Annotated in this window: 15 protein-coding genes, 1 tRNA gene and 1 pseudogene; 10 read left to right on the forward strand and 7 right to left on the reverse strand. The window is 33.6% G+C overall.

Translation table 11 applies throughout. From position 1 onward, the window contains the following. Nucleotides 1–876 precede the first annotated feature (876 nt). The 3 genes from D0T08_RS05995 (at nt 877) to D0T08_RS06005 (ending at nt 2,246) form a co-directional block, all read left to right on the forward strand. Entirely contained in the window at nt 877–1,251 is a 375-nt protein-coding gene (locus D0T08_RS05995) for a hypothetical protein (RefSeq protein WP_116981700.1), read from the forward strand. Between the two features lie 111 nt (nt 1,252–1,362). Then, nucleotides 1,363–1,737 (forward strand): hypothetical protein, encoded by a 375-nt coding sequence (locus D0T08_RS06000; RefSeq protein ID WP_116981701.1) that lies wholly within the window; start codon nt 1,363–1,365, stop codon nt 1,735–1,737. Nucleotides 1,738–1,856: 119 nt separating this feature from the next. Beyond that, nucleotides 1,857–2,246 (forward strand): hypothetical protein, encoded by a 390-nt coding sequence (locus tag D0T08_RS06005; protein WP_147322717.1) that lies wholly within the window; start codon nt 1,857–1,859, stop codon nt 2,244–2,246. Nucleotides 2,247–2,404: 158 nt separating this feature from the next. Here the strand turns inward: D0T08_RS06005 and D0T08_RS06010 are convergent, their stop codons facing one another. Further along, complete coding sequence (locus D0T08_RS06010) at nt 2,405–3,679, reverse strand: DUF349 domain-containing protein (protein WP_116981703.1); 1,275 nt, start codon at nt 3,677–3,679, stop codon at nt 2,405–2,407. A 200-nt stretch (nt 3,680–3,879) separates the two neighbouring features. Here D0T08_RS06010 and ettA point away from each other — a divergent pair, with 200 nt between their 5' ends. Then, complete coding sequence (gene ettA / locus D0T08_RS06015; protein WP_116981704.1) at nt 3,880–5,544, forward strand: energy-dependent translational throttle protein EttA; 1,665 nt, start codon at nt 3,880–3,882, stop codon at nt 5,542–5,544. 51 nt (nt 5,545–5,595) lie between these two features. Here ettA and der read toward each other — a convergent pair whose 3' ends face one another. The 3 genes from der to era form a co-directional block, all read right to left on the reverse strand. Continuing rightward, entirely contained in the window at nt 5,596–6,906 is a 1,311-nt protein-coding gene (gene der, locus D0T08_RS06020; RefSeq protein ID WP_116981705.1) for a ribosome biogenesis GTPase Der, read from the reverse strand. A gap of 201 nt (nt 6,907–7,107) precedes the next feature. Next, nucleotides 7,108–8,007, reverse strand: coding sequence for a DMT family transporter (locus D0T08_RS06025; protein WP_116981706.1), 900 nt, complete (start codon nt 8,005–8,007; stop codon nt 7,108–7,110). A 39-nt stretch (nt 8,008–8,046) separates the two neighbouring features. Then, nucleotides 8,047–8,949 carry a GTPase Era gene (gene era / locus D0T08_RS06030; protein WP_229238908.1) on the reverse strand — a complete coding sequence of 301 codons (903 nt, stop codon included), beginning with the start codon at nt 8,947–8,949 and terminating at the stop codon, nt 8,047–8,049. 85 nt (nt 8,950–9,034) lie between these two features. On the opposite strand from era, the gene D0T08_RS06035 reads away from it, so the two are divergent. From D0T08_RS06035 to D0T08_RS06060, 6 genes and pseudogenes are all read left to right on the forward strand, one after another. Further along, nucleotides 9,035–9,107 (forward strand) — tRNA-Met (locus D0T08_RS06035). A 260-nt stretch (nt 9,108–9,367) separates the two neighbouring features. After that, nucleotides 9,368–9,724, forward strand: a complete 357-nt coding sequence (locus D0T08_RS06040) for a transposase family protein (RefSeq protein WP_116981707.1) — start codon at nt 9,368–9,370, stop codon at nt 9,722–9,724. 52 nt (nt 9,725–9,776) lie between these two features. Continuing rightward, a pseudogene (locus D0T08_RS06045) lies at nt 9,777–10,697 on the forward strand (transposase). 268 nt (nt 10,698–10,965) lie between these two features. Beyond that, a complete protein-coding gene (locus tag D0T08_RS06050; RefSeq protein ID WP_116981708.1) occupies nt 10,966–11,256 on the forward strand; it encodes a hypothetical protein in 291 nt (96 codons plus the stop codon). A 1-nt stretch (nt 11,257) separates the two neighbouring features. Next, the gene (locus D0T08_RS06055) at nt 11,258–12,820 is read left to right on the forward strand and encodes a hypothetical protein (RefSeq protein WP_116981709.1); all 1,563 of its coding nucleotides are present in this window, start codon (nt 11,258–11,260) and stop codon (nt 12,818–12,820) included. Between the two features lie 355 nt (nt 12,821–13,175). Further along, complete coding sequence (locus tag D0T08_RS06060; protein ID WP_116981710.1) at nt 13,176–13,613, forward strand: very short patch repair endonuclease; 438 nt, start codon at nt 13,176–13,178, stop codon at nt 13,611–13,613. Between the two features lie 4 nt (nt 13,614–13,617). Here the strand turns inward: D0T08_RS06060 and D0T08_RS06065 are convergent, their stop codons facing one another. From D0T08_RS06065 to D0T08_RS06075, 3 genes are read right to left on the reverse strand one after another with little or no spacing between them, the layout of a single operon-like run. Then, a complete protein-coding gene (locus D0T08_RS06065) occupies nt 13,618–15,297 on the reverse strand; it encodes a hypothetical protein (RefSeq protein WP_116981711.1) in 1,680 nt (559 codons plus the stop codon). Nucleotides 15,298–15,323: 26 nt separating this feature from the next. Further along, nucleotides 15,324–16,742, reverse strand: coding sequence for an McrB family protein (locus D0T08_RS06070; protein WP_116981712.1), 1,419 nt, complete (start codon nt 16,740–16,742; stop codon nt 15,324–15,326). Next, nucleotides 16,739–18,001, reverse strand: coding sequence for a DNA cytosine methyltransferase (locus D0T08_RS06075; RefSeq protein WP_116981713.1), 1,263 nt, complete (start codon nt 17,999–18,001; stop codon nt 16,739–16,741). Before D0T08_RS06075 ends, D0T08_RS06070 begins: the two co-directional genes overlap by 4 nt. Between the last annotated feature and the right edge of the window lie 395 nt (nt 18,002–18,396).

Consider the following 18,396-nt stretch of genomic DNA (forward strand, 5'->3'; position numbering starts at 1 on the left):
TTCTCTCACTCTTTAAAACCATTCTTTTTGGTCTTAATATCTGCCTACTACCATGCCAAAACCAGTAATGTTTTTTGTACGAATGTACGAAAACGGAAATGAAACGTACGGAATCGGACAAATTTCAATAATCTATAAATTTTTTTGGCACGCTTTATTTTATTTAAACTACTGATTATCAATGGTTTAAATATATTTTAACAAATTTTAAAGTTTTCTGGCACGAGTTTGTCATATATATAAAATGTAAGCATGAGGCGAAAGGACAAAAATGAGGTTTTATCAAAATTTTATTTTGTTTGTAACCTTTTTTAAAAAGCAAAGTATATACAGATAAAATAATATTTTGCCAAACACCCCAATCGAACCAGAAATACAAAAGAAGTAACCGTTCGTAAGTTAGCATTGACCGTTTATAAATTGTAAGTTACCAGATTCAGAAAGTCGCTATAATTTTGAGACATCAAAGCAAAAACGAAAACAAAAAAAAGAGGAGAGCGAGAATAAGAAATTTTAACAAAAATTAAGGTTTCGCGAAATAATGTTCTGACTGAGTCTTTTTTAAAGTTAAATAAAAGGATTTGACGAAATAAAATTTCACAACCAATGAATTTTCAAGCAAACAAATTTAATTACCGTTTATCCTTTTAAAATAACCTTTCAAGTAGTTTGTAATGCACAGTACCAAGTAAAACATATATCTTTGAATCATCAAAACAAAAACAAAATAGCAAAGCAGAAAACAAAAGACATAAAGAGATAAGGAGTTCATAACAAAATAATCCACTTTTATCACAAATGTCACACTGAAAAACAAAGCTGAGCTAATTTTAAAACATCAAAAAAATTAAGAAAAAGTTTAAAAAAAATAAAATTATGAAAAAGTTAACATCAACCATCGCAATAGCTTTATTAGCAACTACTCTAGTATTCAACGCCAACGCTGAAGATAAAAAAATGGAGTATAAAAGTAGTAACCTTAATGTAGGTATGTACGAAGCAGGTCATACAAAGTCAATGAAATTGAATATGACCTTGACAAAAGATAAAGGTGTAGGCGCTACTATCAAATTGATGGACGCAGACGGAAGTATCTTGCACGAAGAAGTGTTAGGCAAAAAAGTTGAATCATACAAATTGTGTTTTGATATGAGCAACGTGAAAGCCGGTAAATATTATGTAGAGGTTAAAAACGGAGAACGTATCATTACCAAAGAAATTTTAAAAAGCGCAAGCACTTTAAGTTACTAAGCTTCCGACCGTTCATCAAGGTTTATAGCCGATTAACTTAAAATCTGAAACACACAGCTCTAAAAGAGCATCTATTAAATTGAAAAAGCCATTATTTAAAAAGAAAAAATTATGAAAAAGATAACATCAATCATCGCAATCGCGTTATTAGCGAGTACCGTAGCATTCAATGCTAATGCTGACGACAAAAAAATAGAATATAAAAGCAGCAACCTTAAAGTAGGTATGTACGAAGCAGGTCACACCAATTCATTGAAATTGAATATGAACCTGACAAAAGATAAAGGAGTAGCCGCTACCATTAAATTGATGGACGCCGACGGAAGTATTCTACACGAAGAAGTTTTAGGCAAAAAAGTTGAAGCATACAAATTGTGTTTTGATATGAGCAACGTGAAAGCCGGTAAATACTATGTAGAGGTGAAAAACGGAGACCGCATTATTACTAAAGAAATCGTAAAAGGTACACATACATTAAGTTACTAAGCCACCGACCGCTTATCAAGTAATATAGCCAGTTAACTAAGAATTTGACACACACAGCTGTTATAAGCGTCTATTAATTGAAAAAGCAAAGTATTTAACATTTTAACAAAATTATGATTATGAAAAAGCAATTAAAAAATTTCGCATTAGCTCTAGTAGCAGGTTTATTCACATTCACAGCTGTTTCAGCAACAGAGTTACCAGATGGTAAAACATTTGACGTAGGCATGTATCGCGTGGTGAACACCATGAAAGTGAACGTGACAATTGCTAAAGAACAAGGTAACTGGGTAGAGATTCGTTTGAAAAACGAAAAGAACGAGACGATTTATGTAGAGGTTATCAACAGAAAAGCAACACAATTTGCAAAGAAGTTTGATTTGCAAGGTTTGGAAGATGGTAAATACCGTTTCGAAATCAGCAATGGTAAAGAAACTATTACCAAAGAAATCAATCTTCAGACAAAATTGCCATCTGTCTCAGATTATAGAACTGTAGAAGTAAAATAAAATATCATTAGTATTTAGTTTAGGGTAATCAGACAGCGTTGTGGTTTTTTCCGCAACGCTGTTTTCTTTATTCGTTTATTTATATCCGTTAGAGAGATGTGCCAAACAAAAAGCCCCGTTTGCCAGGCAAACAGGGCTCTGATATGAAGCATATTATCTTATCCTACATTTTGTGCGGCACGTCTCAATTCCTCCAGGATTACTTCTTTCATCAATAACTTGCGTCGTTGTGTCTGAATATTAGAAGTCATGATTTTATCCATGTCCGGATTACGTGCTACACCGTCGTAGCTTTCAATGAGTTGTTTCAACTCGCCACGAGCACGGGTTACGATGCTTTCCATCTCACGATATTTGGTTAAGACTTGTTGTCTTTCGCTCAAATAATTGTAATTAGGTAATTTTCTTGTAATTACTTTCATTAAGTAACTTAACTCGAAAATCTTATCGCAAGCTGCTCTGAAGCGTTCTGCTACGTTGCGTACTGCCAAATGAGAAGGCACTTTGATATTCTTCCAGTCGTTAAGCAATACTTTTGCTCTTTCAGTAGAGGCAAAGATATCTTTGGCATCTGCTAATCTCTCAGCTTCTTCCATCATTTTTTGCTGTGCTTCTACACGAGGGTCAACTCTGGTTTTAATCTGAATACCCTTGGCATTACAATATTTTTCGTAATAAAGAGTCGTTAGTTTTTTGAAACGACGGAACTCGAATTTCAGACGTTTTGGAGGTACATCCCCAACATTCTTCCATTCGTTTTGTAGTCTTTTCAACTCAGCAAAAGACAACTCCCAGTTACCCATGCGGAATAACTGCTCAGCGCCTTTCACCAATTCCGTGTATTTCTCCATGCGTTCTGCAATGATTCTGTTTTGTTCTTCGTAGAAAGCTTTTCTACGTTGATAGAAATCATCCAATACTTCACGGAAAACCGTTTCAACATCCTCCTGATAAGGCTTATCAACAGGTCCTGTTCTAATCCAGCGGGTTTTAATGTCTTGCAGCTTATCAGCTACAACACCCCAGTCAACATCTTCTTTAGCTTCTTTGGCTTCTTCAATCAAAGCTTGCTTAATAGTAAGGTTGTTGGCTTGGTTACCTACGATCAATCCGCGAAGGTATTCTTCATGCTCATCTAATTTTTTGAGCAATGGAATAAAGTCGCCGATACCATCGAAGTTCAGCAGTCGTTTGCGAAGTTGCGTGAGTTTTGTTAAGAAGGAGCCCTTATTCTGGGCCTCCGTGATTTCCGATTCAAGTTGATTAACCTTGTTTACCGCAATCTGGTAACGGTTAATAAAATACTGGAAAGCTTCTTCTTCTGTGCGTTTTACTTCGCCGATTTGTCGGTCGGGCATGTCTAAGTAGCCCTTCAAGAATACCTTACCGTCTTTGATGTAAGCATATTCGTTATCTAATGTTACGCCGTCCATAATTAAAATCACATGGCTTGTGAGTCAAGGGTTGTGGTTTGAAATGGTAAAATTCGTAGTTTTTTTGTATAATGCAAACTTGAATGACGATATTTGAAACAAAATTTTATTCAATGTAGAAAAAAAGCCTGAAATATGTCATATTTTTCTAAAATTTAATATTAGATCATAAAAAACTATCTAAGAAACCTCAATAAACAATGAGTGAGCAAATTATTTTCTCAATGGAGCGCGTGAGTAAAATCATTCCTCCAAACCGTCAGATTCTCAAAAATATCTACCTTTCGTTTTTCTATGGAGCAAAAATCGGTGTCTTAGGTCTCAATGGCTCAGGTAAATCTACTCTATTAAGGGTTATTGCGGGTATCGATAAAAATATCAATGGTGATGTGGTATTTTCTCCTGGTTATACGGTTGGCTTACTTGAGCAAGAGCCTCAGCTTGACCCTAATAAAACCGTGCGCGAAGTAGTGGAAGAGGGCGTACAGGAGATTGTAGATTTATTGAAAGAATTTGACGACATCAATAATGCTTTTGCTGAACCAGATGCAGATTTTGATAAACTTCTTGAGAGACAGGGAATAGTGCAAGAGAAACTCGATCAGTTGGATGCGTGGGAATTGGATACACGTTTGGAACGTGCGATGGATGCCCTGCGTTGTCCGCCGGAAGATGCAAAGATTGAAACCTTATCAGGTGGTGAAAAACGTCGGGTTGCCCTTTGCCGTTTATTGCTCAAACAACCGGATGTATTATTATTAGATGAGCCTACCAACCACTTGGATGCCGAATCAGTATTGTGGTTAGAGGAACATCTTCGCCAGTATAAAGGAACGGTCATTGCTGTTACCCACGACCGTTACTTCTTGGATAACGTTGCCGGATGGATTCTGGAGTTGGATAGAGGAGAAGGTATCCCGTGGAAAGGTAATTATTCTTCATGGTTAGAGCAGAAACAAAACCGTTTAGCGAAAGAAGAGAAATCGGAGTCAAAACGTCAGAAGACTTTGCAGCGAGAGTTGGAATGGGTGAGAATGGCACCTAAAGCACGCCAGGCTAAATCTAAAGCTCGTTTGGCAGCTTACGACCGCATGGTGAGCGAAGATAATAGAGAAAGAGAAGAAAAACTGGAGTTATTCATTCCTCCAGGGCCACGTTTAGGGAACAAGGTAATTGAAGCCAAAGGTGTGAAAATGGGCTTTGGTGATAGACTACTATACGAAGACCTGAATTTTAGTCTGCCTCAAAACGGTATTGTAGGTATTATCGGGCCGAATGGTGCCGGTAAAACTACTTTATTCAAACTTATAACCGAGCAATTACAACCCCTTGAAGGGACATTTGAAGTAGGAGAGACGGTAAAACTTTCTTATGTTGACCAGGAACACAACCAGCTGGACCCTGCTAAATCAGTCTATGAACTGGTTTCAGGTGGCAATGAATGGGTGATGTTGGGGAATAAGCAGGTAAATGCCCGTGGTTATGTAAGCCGCTTCAATTTTCAGGGGTCTGATCAGGAAAAGAAAATCGGTACCTTGTCAGGTGGTGAAAGAAACCGGGTACACTTGGCCATGATGCTGAAAGAAGGTGGTAACTTATTGCTATTGGATGAGCCTACCAACGACCTGGACGTAAACACACTACGTGCCTTAGAAGAAGGTCTCGAAAACTTTGCAGGTTGTGCCGTAGTTATCTCCCATGACCGTTGGTTCTTAGATAGAATTGCGACGCATATTCTGGCTTTTGAGGGTAACTCGCAGGTATATTGGTTTGAAGGTAACTTCTCGGAATATGAAGAGAATCGCCGCAAGCGATTAGGAACTGATGTAACACCTAAGCGTATTAAGTATAAGAAATTGCAATAGGTATAAAAACTAAGAAGTCTCACCAAAAGTGAGACTTCTTAGTTAATTAGCTTATTTATTTCTAAAAAATATTGTAATCGGTACGCCTTCAAAACCAAAATGCTCACGTATTTTGTTCTGTAAGAAGCGCTCGTAGGCTTCTTTGATATACTGTGGTAAATTACAGAAGAATACAAAAGTCGGCGATGGTGTAGGTAATTGAAGACAATATTTAATCTTGATTTGTTTACCTTTCAACATCGGTGGAGGTGTCTGCTCGATGATTGGTAACATTACCTCATTCAGTTTAGAAGTAGTAATTTTGAAAGTTTTATTTTCATATACTTCCATTGCTTTCTCAATTACCTGAAAAATGCGTTGTTTTTCTAAAACCGAAGCAAAAACAACAGGCATATAATTCATAGGAGCAATACGTTCTAGAATCTCCTTCTTCATGCGGTCGGCAGTTTTAGAATCTTTCTCTACCAAATCCCACTTATTAATCATCAACACAATACCCTTTTTAGAATTATGGGCATTGGCAATGATACTAATATCCTGTGATTCCAGGCCTTTAGACGCATCTAATAGAATAATACATACATCTGAATCTTCTAAAGCTTTGATAGAGCGTAGCACCGAATAAAACTCAATACTTTCATGCACTTTAGCTTTTTTACGGATACCTGCTGTATCAGTCAGAATAAAGTCTTTTCCATACAATCTGTAATGCGTATCAATCGCATCGCGGGTAGTACCTGCAATGTCTGTTACGATACTTCTGTCTTTGCCTGTCAGTGCATTCAGGAATGAAGATTTACCAACGTTCGGACGGCCCAGAATCGCAATTCTTGGAATTCCTTCATTTGGGTTTTCGATACCGTCATCTTCAAATGCTTTCACTACTTCGTCCAACAAATCTCCTGTTCCACCACCATCGGCAGCAGAAATAGCAAAGATTTCGTCACCTAAGCCCATTTCATAGAACTCTGCTGCGGTTTGCTGGCGCTCAAAAGTTTCAGCTTTATTAGCTACTACAAATACAGGTTTTTTCGAACGGCGGAGAATATTGGCAAAGTCTTTATCCAGGTCGGTTAATCCTGTCATGGTATCTACCACAAACAGAATAACGCTTGATTCTTCAATAGCAATTTCTACCTGATCGCGGATCGCGCCCTCGAAAGTATCTTCAGAACCTACTACGTATCCGCCTGTATCAATAACTGTAAAATATTTCTCTGTCCATACAGCCTGCCCATAATGACGGTCGCGCGTCACACCCGGCATATTATCAGTGATAGCCACGCGGCTCTCAATAAGACGATTAAAAAGCGTAGATTTACCGACGTTCGGTCGGCCTACAATTGCAACAATATTTGCCATAAACCCCTGACCCTTAAAAGGGTATAATTATAGATGAAGACCTCTGAAAATAATAAAAAAACAATTTTTCCAAGCGCCAATAAAGAGAGAGGTCTCTATTCTCTTTAAGTCGCTGAGTATTAATGGGGTACAAAGATAGGGAAAACAGAGGAAATTCTGTTGAGTATCAACACAGTACAAGGGCTTTGGGTTCACAGATACCTAAAAAATTCCCTGAATATCCTGCCATGAAATCAAAGCAATAGCTACAATAGCCAATAGTAAGCCAATTTTATTCAAGCCAGTAAGCTTTTCTTTGAAAAATAATCCGGCAATAATTGCCGACACTAAGATAACACCAATATTGTATAAAGGATACACAAAAGCGCCACTATTACCAAAGGCTGAAAGAGCTAGTATCAGAAAATAGAATGACAAAAAATTAGGTACTCCCAAGGTAATACTAGCCAGAATATTTTTGCCTTCAATTTTCTCTTTACCTCTTATTAGCTGAATAATCAATGCAACAGCTCCGGCAATTACTGCTCCTAAGACCATTACTAAGGTAACAGGCACGGTACGGTCAGAAGAAGTAATATATTTCAGATTCAGGTAATTAATAGCTGTATTCGTAATACCATAAAGCAAGAAAACAGCGATAGGTAATAGGAAATCTAATCCTTTACCTTTGATTTTTTCATTACTCGGCTTAAATGTGCTTAAGCCAACAGCTATTACCGCCAGAAGCAAGCCCAGATAGTTTAGTCCATCAAAAGTACGGCCATTGGTTTTTAATATGAAAAGGCTGAAAATAACCGGAATAACCAAGGAGATATTATTAGCCAAAGATGTTGCTGTGATTCCCATTTTCTGAGTAGAAACACCTGACAATATGAAAGTAATGATAAAGCCAACCCCTAAAAATAATGCATAATACGGCCAATCTTCCGAGAAATTTAATTCAAAACGCTGTTCTTCCGGCATTAAAGCAAGACCAGTCAGAAAGCAGACCGGATAATTAAAAGCAATAGCCTGAAAAGTACTGATTTGGTATTTGGGATAAATGCGAAAGTTTATCAGTAACAATACTGAGAAAACGATACTTAAGATAAGGTATAGCATAGTGGTTGATTGTAAAGGAAATCAAAAATAATGGGTACGTTATTCGTACCCAAATTTCTCTAATTTATTTCGTTTATTTCTCCAGTCAGGCTCAACTTTAATGTATTGCTCCAGGAAAATCTTTTTACCAAAAAATTTTTCCATCTCCAGACGGGCCTCAATTCCTACTTTCTTGATTCTTTCACCTTTATGTCCCAATAGAATAGCGCGTTGCGTAGTACGTTCTACATAGATTTCGGCACTAATCACAATCATGTCTTCTTTTTCCTTGAAGCTGGTAATTACTACTTCGCTACTATAAGGGACTTCTTTGATATAATTAGTAAAAATCTTTTCCCGCATGATTTCAGCCGCGAAGAAACGCTCCGGTTTATCTGTTAATTCATCTTTCGGGAAATAGGGTGGATGGGTAGGTAAAAAGTTAATGATTTTATCAAATAACTCTCCGATATTCTGATTTTCTAATGCCGAGATAGCAATAACCTCTGTAGCTTTAAAATTTTCTTTCCAGTAATTAAGCTTCTCTTCGATCTGTTCTGGTTTGGCTAAATCAATTTTATTGACAATTAATAAAATAGGTGTTTCTGTATGCTGAAGCTTTTCAATTACATCATTTTCATCATGTTTCTCGAAAATATCAGTCACAAATAAAATCACATCAGCATCATCTAATGAGCCGTGTACAAAGTGCATCATTGATTTGTGAAGCTCGTAAACAGGCTTAATAATACCGGGAGTATCTGAGTAAACTAACTGAAAATCAGTACCATTGTGCACGCCATTTACAATGCCCATAATACGGTGGCGAGTGGTTTGCGCTTTAGAAGTAATAATAGAAAGACGCTCGCCCACTAATATATTCATCAGGGTAGATTTACCCACATTTGGTTTACCGACAATACTGATAAAACCAGCTTTATGATTTGGAGAAACTATATCCACAGGAAAAAATATTTTATTTTTTTGCAAAGATAGTTTTTTATTTCAAAAATAGTCGTACCTTTGCAGTCCGATTTAGGAACAACATCGCGGGATGGAGCAGTTGGTAGCTCGTTGGGCTCATAACCCAAAGGTCACAGGTTCGAGTCCTGTTCCCGCTACAAAATAAAAGCGTAATCTATTGAAAATCAATAAATTACGCTTTTTTTTTGTCTCTCCGTTACGCATTTGGTTACGCAATATTGAATATACTACTTACTTTTACTTCATATATTATTATATAAATAATACATATTTTCAGAATCACTATTAATACTATTTAATTATCTCTACAATCCAAAGAGTTGATTGTTTGGGCTCAAACCTAAAAGTTGTGGGGTAGTTAAATAATTTCGAGATTTGCATTTTTAAGAAAAGATAGATGCAAGGGGATTATAAAGAGATATTGAAGTTATTACTTCCTGAAATAATAGTTGAGAATTTTGAGCTTACTTCTTATAAGACTACAGCAGAGGTAATGCATTTATATCTACAAGAGATTAATCAGAGACCCAAAGAGTTTGAAACTCAGAAATTAGAATCCAAAGGATTTTTTGATGAGATTACAGTTCAGGATTTTCCAATCAGAGGACATAAAGTTTTTCTACACATCAAACGTCGCAGGTGGTATAGCTATACACAGCAAAAGGCAGTATATCGAAACTGGGACTTAGTAGCAGACGGCACTCGGATGACAAACGAGTTCGCCGCTTTTTTAAACGCTATTAATCGATTCTAATGCAGATGCTACGCAAAGCATTGCTACTTATTATGGAGTGAATGGCAAAAGGCTGCAAGAGCAATATAAGAATTATCTGAGTGATTTTAAGAGTTGGTCTCAGCGAATTCATGCCAAGAAATGGCTTCTTTTTCCAGAGAATATCGGCAAATACTTATCCATCGATGAGACCAGTCTATCAGATGGCGAACTCTACACAATTCTGACTAATAAGGCGGCTAAGGGCAAGAAAGGTAGTATTGTAGCCATTGTAGCAGGCACTAAGGCAGAAACAGTCATTGATGTTCTACGAAGGATTCCGGTCAATCTGCGCAAGAAAGTCAAGGAAATTACCCTTGATATGACTGCTAACATGGAGTTAATTGCTAAAAGGGCTTTCCCTAATGCTACCAGAGTTACCGACCGATTCCATGTTCAGCAACTTGCCTCAGAAGCCTTACAAGAAATCAGAATCAAACATAGATAGGAGGCATTAGATGCTGAAAATGATGCTATTGAATTGGCTAAGAAAACAGAAACGGAATATGTTCCTAAAGTACTTTCGAATGGAGATACTATTAAACAGTTATTAGCCAGAAGCAGGTATGTTTTGTATAAAAAAGAAAATGATTGGACAGAAAATCAGAGGCAAAGAGCGGCTTTGCTATTCGGATTATACCCTGACATTAAATAGGCTTACGATTTAACTATGAGTCTTTCTTATATCTTTGAAAACACTAATGATAAGCTATATGGCTTAACAAGGCTAGCTAAATGGCATGAGAAAGTAAGGCAGGCTGGATTTAAATCGTTCAATACAGTTGCCAGGTCAATACAGAATCATTACAAGACAATCGTAAACTTCTTTGAAAATAGAAGCACTAATGCTTCTGCGGAGTCTTTTAATGCCAAGATAAAAGCGTTTAGAAGTCAATTCAGAGGTGTTAAGAATATTTCGTTCTTCTTATATAGACTCACCAAAATCTATGCTTAAATTTATTAGCCCCACAGGTTTTTGACTTGATCCATTGTTTGTCCCGATAAATTAATTCTTTCAAAATCTTGCTTTTTTTTAAATAAAATTCAATTTTTAAACTCCTATAATTATTTCAATAAATTAATTAAATCTATAATATAGTTTTATTATTGTTAGGACTACATATAGTAGTATTTTAAAATTAGAGGAGATATTTAATCTAGACTATATCAGAATCAGTCTTTCTATATTTAAGTAATAGTTAACATTTAAACATATTTTTATTATGGAGTTAGAAATAATAATTGAATGTGAGTATAATAAAATTCAAGAAATAAAATCTAAACTTGAAAGTTTGCCCGAAGTTAAAAATTATAGGATAATTCAAAACGATGCAATAATTCCTGTTTTCTTAAATAGAGGTACTTATGGTCAAATAGATATTGTTGAAATTGTAATAAGTTTAATACTTACAGAAATAGGGGAACATGCATATAAACATTTAAAGCAAATGATTAAATCTGCACTAAAAGATAAAAATGTAAAAATCAAGTCTTCAAAAAAGAAAAAAAAATAGGATGTTACCAAATACTCCCTTACTTAAAAATCATATTAGAAATTCAGGTATTGATAGAAGTGCCTCTTACAATACTAGAAACTTTATTATTAAATATCATACTAAACATTATAAAGAGGAAAAAGATATTGACAAATTTTTAGAATATACTACCTCTTATAATGCTACTATGATACATGAATGGTGTCATTGGATTCAAAATCATTGTACAAGTTTTGGGACATTTTTACATGCTCTTAAATTTTCGCAAGAAATGACAACTTTTACAAACTTAAGAGAACTACCCCAAGAAATTAAAGGAGAGATTATAAATAGGCGAAAAAATAATCAACCAATTTTCATTCAAAACTCAAAAACAAAACAACCTATTAAGCAAACTTACTCAAGATATAATTCCGATATTAATTTGTTTTGCCAATTTTGGTTTGATTTTCAATGGGTTATTACCGCTTTTGAAGATTCAAGAACTACACATATAAATGGTATGCCAGATAGCGAAGTTTTCGGTTATGCTATTGGTGATATTTTTTTGTTTTACAAAAGTGAATTCGGAGAAAGAAAAGTCCCGACTTTAGATGAAGCACGATCTTGGTTTAATTTTGAAGAAAACTCTATTGTAAGATTGAAAATTGGGCCTGATGAATTAACTTCAAATTCAATAATGGAATGTGCAGCAACTATTTCTGAGCTTCAATTTTTAATTGGTTCTTTTTTTTCCATTTTAAGAAATAATTCCTTACCGGAAATGATAAAAGACAGGTTAGATATTTTACAGAACTTAACATATGGTGTGCCATTTAATACATTCTTGTATATTCTAGGCTATTTTCCAAATCAAATAGAAGAATTACTTTCAACGGTAAATATTCTTTGTTTTATTGCGTTAAATCCTCCACTTCCCCCTTATTATATTAATCCCCCGAATTCTAAAAATACTTGGGAATGGCATGAGATAAATCCTCCTTCAAGATTTATTTTAGCTGCCAAAACAATTAAAAAGATTGGATTGGTAAAGGCACATCCAAATCAAAAAGAAATTAAAGAATTTATATTAAAAGTATCAGATGAATCAAAGCTTATTACAATAATAGATGAGCAAAATCTCAATTTAAAGCAAATGATTGATATTGATTTTGCAAATCCAACAACTAAATATACAGAAAATAATTTTCTGCACCAAGATTTTTTATTTTGGGTTCAGAATAAGTTTTCAGCGGCAAGAGATAAGTATTTACCGTTTATTTCAAATACTGGGACTTGTTTTACAGGTGATTTGTCTAGAGATTCAGCGGAAATAATTATTCCACAATATAGAGGACTTGAGTTCACAAACAGCCCCCTTGCTTGGTCAATAGAGAATAAGATTACATTCAGAAATAATTCCGATTTTGGGAATCATTTTTTGAGACAGGTCGGGGTATGTTATTGTTTATTTGATTTTATTGCAGGAGTAGGCAAATACGATTTGAGTGAATTTCCACCAGAGCTTAGTAAAAGTAAGAATTTTTCAGAATTTATTTCAAATGGTATTATCAATGGAATTTATATGGAGAATCAAAAATAACTATATAAATATAACATTTCTGATAGTTATTATTTATTTTCGATATTTGAATTTATCACTAACAAAATATAGATGTATTTGTACCTTTAGAACTACTATTCAAATTCATATGAACTAGTTATAATAAAATATTAAGATATAAAATCTAAAAATTCTGATAATTAGATAGCTGTTTCTGAAATGGTGCCTATAATTTTACATTTAAAAGTTTTTTATCTATTGTTTCCTCTTATTAATATACACGATTATCTTCTATAATAGTAAAGTACGAAACAACAAAATGGCTTAAACTAAACAATAACTTAGTTATACTAATTTATACGAAAAGAACAATTATCTGGATTATAAGAAATACATGACAGATGTTCATGACAAAAAGACAAGAAGCTATAATATGAGCCAGATTAAAGGCAAGAACACAAAGCCTGAGATTATGGTAAGAAAGTTTCTTTTTGCAAATGGGTTTCGTTACAAGCTGCACGATAAAAAACTTCCCGGAAAACCAGATATAGTCCTGCCAAAATACAAAACTGTTGTTTTTATACAAGGATGTTTTTGGCATGGTCATACAGGTTGCAGATATTTCATAATGCCAAAATCAAATACAGAATTCTGGATAGAAAAAATCGGGCAGAATCAAAAAAGAGATATTGTAAAGTTTTCTGAATTAGAAAAGCTGGGATGGCATGTATATCTGATATATGAATGTGAATTAAAAAAGGATAAGAAAGAGCAAACTCTGAATAGCCTTGTGAAGTTTTTAAAAGAAAGGGAAGTTTCTGCAATTATGTAAATTATCAGGTAAATTTAATCTTATTAAATGCATCCAACGACACATACATAATATCATTGTATTGAGCAACTAATAATCTGCCGTCGTTTGTATAAAAGCATTTACCATTCAACTGCTTAAAGTTAGGATTAACAAAGTCGTTTGCCTCTTTTTTATTCATTTCTTTTTCATATATAGTAAATTTAGATTTGCTTGAATCACCAAAGAACTTAATGAATTCTTTCCGGAACTGAAGCTTAGCTTCTTTTCTGAATTCAGAAATTGTTATCTGATTAGAAATTGAATATGCTTTTAAAATAAACAAAAAATTCATCTGATATTGATGAACAAATAATGTATCTCTATCAAACAGTCTATCTTCAAAATGAAAGGATTTTATAGGAGTTTCTGATAATAAATTTAGCTTAGGAGTATCAAAATCATTTATGTCGTTGATATAACCATATATAAAGAAATTCGGCGTTATGTTATACCCTTCTGTTATATCGTCCCGATAACGGATATTTTCTTTGTATACTTCTCCTTCATTCAATAAATCTATATTAAACTGAATTACATTTTTAGCATATGTAAATTGTTTATATTGAGATACTTTTCCTGCTAAGGAATCTGCTTTATAATATTTAGAATCACCGATATAGAAAATATTTGATGTATCTATCAAAGATTGATATTCATATATATGGTCAATTATCTTACCATCATTATTATATTTTAAGTCATCTAAAGAAATAGATTCTCTGCCTATTTCCTTTTTTATATCCAGTTCATCAGAAAAGAGTTTATCAACCATATCTTCAAATATGATGTTATAATTCTTAACCGAAATGAATTCTTCTTTCTTTCTTTTTATATTACTTAAATCGGTTTTCTGAAAATATAATTCACATAAGCGAAACATTCTTCTTAACACATCTGAAAAATAACGATGCTTGATTTTTCTGAGTTTAGATAATCCAGAATTTTGAAGCCTTACAAATGCACTGCCTTCTATCAATTCATAACTTGGATCTATCTTAAGATTTAATTGGTATTCTTTATTAAAATGATTCAGAATGGAAAAAAAATAAGTAATTAATTCTTCTTCATTATTGACATTTTTCTTTTTATTAGCAATTTCTAAATAAATAGGCGTATTTAAAGAGTCTAAAAAGGGCATTGACTTTCTTATTGTCTTTTCCCATTTAGGTTTCCTCGCTCGATTTGATTTAAATTCAATGTGCTTAAAGAGGATAGTGGTTTTATTCTTTTTATAAAAATTTACAAAAGACAGAAGCAGGTCGAGATAGGTATATTCATTCTCGCCTAAACTTGTATTTAATTCTAAACTATGACTAGCTTGAGTTAAGAGATTTTCAGCATACCTGTTTTTGTACTCTTTGAGGCTATTATAAAAGTAAACTAATAATTGTCTTGTCCAATTATAGTGTTCGCTATGCTTAAAAGATTCGTTTGTTTCAAAATGAAGTAGTTCATCTGATGAAATATCGAAAATCGTCTGATTACTGTCTTTCATGAAAACTTTTGGCAACATATAAGCCAATTCTCCTTTGCTAAAGGAATGATAGTATCCTACTGAATTTATTGTAGCTTCAGCACCCTTTTCAGTATAAAAATTGGAATTGTCAAAGACTAATTCTAAATCAGAAGTACTATATTTTTGTCCCTCAATCAGAATTTTCATTTTTAATCCTTAAGGAATTTAAGTTATTAATCAGAACTTTCCTCAGACGTAGGAGTTAATGGTAATATTTGAACATTTAGAAAATCAAGAATTTTTTTTACATGTTCAAGTCCATTAGTACCGATAGGGAAAAAATCCTCATAAAACGTACCTCTTTTGAAAATAGAGTTAGCCTCTTCTTCATCTTTAAAAACATCATTCCAAAGGTAGAATATAGCTTTATTTATAAATTCCTTCAGACTTATTTCATTGGTATCAGACTTAATAAAATAATTACCTATACATTTATCCATTCCTAAATTTTCATTCTGTCTGATTATTTTATTAACAGCTTCTATAAAATCAATCCATTTAAACTTTTCATTCCCTATTTTTACTAAGTATTTAAACGACTCATTTTCCTTTGTTCCTTCTTCTAACTCATACGTTTCAGTATAACAAATAGGGATATACTCCCAATCCCATCTTCTCTTAAACGCACTATCCATCGGAAATAAAGATTGGTCAGAAGTATTCATTGTTGCCAGTAAGGATAAATTCGGAGGTAATTTCAAGCCATTAACAACACCATCATGGGTTGGACCAAGTTCATTAATTAGATGTTTTTTCAATGCTTCGTCTGGTGTAACTGTATAATTACTTGTTCTGTCTAATAGCTGAAAAATATCTCCGAAAATCTCCGCACAATTCCCTCTGTTTATTTCTTCGATTGCGAGATAATATTGATTGTCTTGGTCTTGCCATGCTCTTATATAAATATTTGTAAAAACCTGTGGTACAAACTTATATTTTAATTGCTCCATAGTTCCTTCATTTTCTGTAGTTGGCTTGTAGGTACCCACAAAAGAAGCATGATCATATTCAGGATGAAAAGTTACTCTTTCATAAAACTTCATATCAAGAGGTTTGAGAATTTCATTTACTTTATAAGACTTTCCGGTACCTGGAGAACCATAGTAAATTATATTTTCTGCTTTTTCTAAAGCAGAAACGGGGACTTCCTTAACAGGATTAAAAGTCTCAGCTAATTCTTCCAATTTGTTAATTGTATTTTTTATATGGCTTTCATCTAAACTTATAATATTATCAACATCCGTATTATCTAATAAGGGATAGTTTGCCCAAGCGATTATTTTGCTAATAGTTGAGAAAAGCGGTTTCGTTTGAACTGTAGAGATAGAATTAGCGGTGTTATCTGTATAATATCTGCTTTCTAAATTTCTCCATAATGTTTCATCATATCTCGTATGAGGAGCAAAGTTGTTAAGCTCCTCTAATATATCTTTAAAAATTTGTATTAAGGTATCTAGTCCTAAAGAGAAAGATTTTATACCTCTTATGCCTGAATTACTAAAAGTTATATATCCGCCTCTTGTACTAAGAGAAAAGTTAAACGGGCTATTAGGAAATGTTTGTTTTATATACTCTTCTGGGTTTATATTCATAATAGTTGCTTTTTTATCTCGCTAAAAATTGTTTGAATTACAGGTACAGAAACACTATTCCCAAATTGTTTATACGCTTGTACATCCGATACCGGTATTACGAACTGTTTATCATATCCTTGTAAATTTGCCGCCTCCCTTGGTGTAAGTTTTCTTGGATTAGCATCTTTTTGTTCTATCAGGATCTCACTGCCGTCTTTATAATATCTTGCAGATATAGTATTTGTATAGACTGATTCTCCATTGAATAAAGAGAAACCAAACCCATTACCTTTTTCCTTATGTTCTTTTCTCCTTCTAAGATGACCTGCATGTAATCTATCAGAAATAGTATATTTATCTCCAGGGTTTTCAATTAGGATACTTTTTACAGACGTTAATTTGGTTTTATGCAAATCTTCAGACTTAAAGATAGGATTACTATCATTATCCATACCTAAAGGAAAATTGAAGGATTTCTCAGAATCTTTTAGCCAACCAACTATAAATATTCTCTCTCTATTCTGAGGAACGCCAAAGTTTTTCGAATTCAAGACTTTTTCAGCAACATTATACCCTAATTCTTTTAAAGTGGCAATAATGGTCTTTAGAGTATTTCCTTTATCATGGGTTTTTAATCCTTTAACGTTTTCCAGAAAGATAACCTTAATAGGAGTCCCATTTTCTTTTTTCCTGTTAATTATATCAGCTACATCAAAGAATAACGTTCCTCTTGTATCTTCAAAACCTTTTCGCAGACCCGCATTTGAGAAAGGTTGACATGGAAACCCCCCACATAATACATCAAATTCATCGGGAATATATTTTTTTGCACTTTCTTTTGTTATATCCCCAAAAGGAACTTCTCCAAAATTTGCTCTATAAGTAATCTGAGCATACTTGTCCCATTCAGAAGTAAAAACGCATTTCCCTCCGGAGTTCTGTAAAGCTAATCTAAATCCACCTATCCCAGCAAATAAATCAATAAATTTAAAAGTATAATTTTTCGGGGTTGGAAAAGGTACATTTTCAACCTGAAAAAGTAGTTGTTGTATGGCTTCTTCAACGTCAAATTTTACCTTATTTTCAAGTTCTTTATACTTAATAAATTCATTTATATATTCTCTGGCATCTTCCTCATAATATTTTTTTATCCCATTGTTATAGTTGTGAAGATAATGTGTTAGTATTGCTGAACTATTATCTTCAGGTTCAACTAATCTGATTTTGATTTTTTTTCCGTCAATGTCTTCTATTGATATTCTTTCCTTTAGTTCCATTCTATTATTGTAAAATTTACTTTTATACAAAGTTAATTGAATAGAATTAAAATAATAAAAATACCATTTTTAGTTTCGTTTATTAGAATTTATATCGAATAAGGTTTTAATGAATAACTGCCAAAGAGGTAACTCATAAACTCTTATTCGATATAAAATCTATTAAAGTCTGGATTTTCGGTAAAGTATTTGTATAGATTGTAGCTATTCCAAAATTCGATTTAATTATATTAAGATTTAAATTAGTTTTGTCGAAGAGTGTAAGTAATAAGTTGCTATAGGAGAGTTATGGCTTCAAGCAACATTGAATAATTAACTGAGATCTCAACACCAGAGTAAATTTTAACCTCTACATAAAAGCCGAATTAGTAGTACTAAGCGTCTGTCAGATAGGT

It is taken from the genome of Emticicia sp. C21 (assembly GCF_003418935.1).
In the GTDB taxonomy this organism is placed as follows: domain Bacteria; phylum Bacteroidota; class Bacteroidia; order Cytophagales; family Spirosomataceae; genus Emticicia.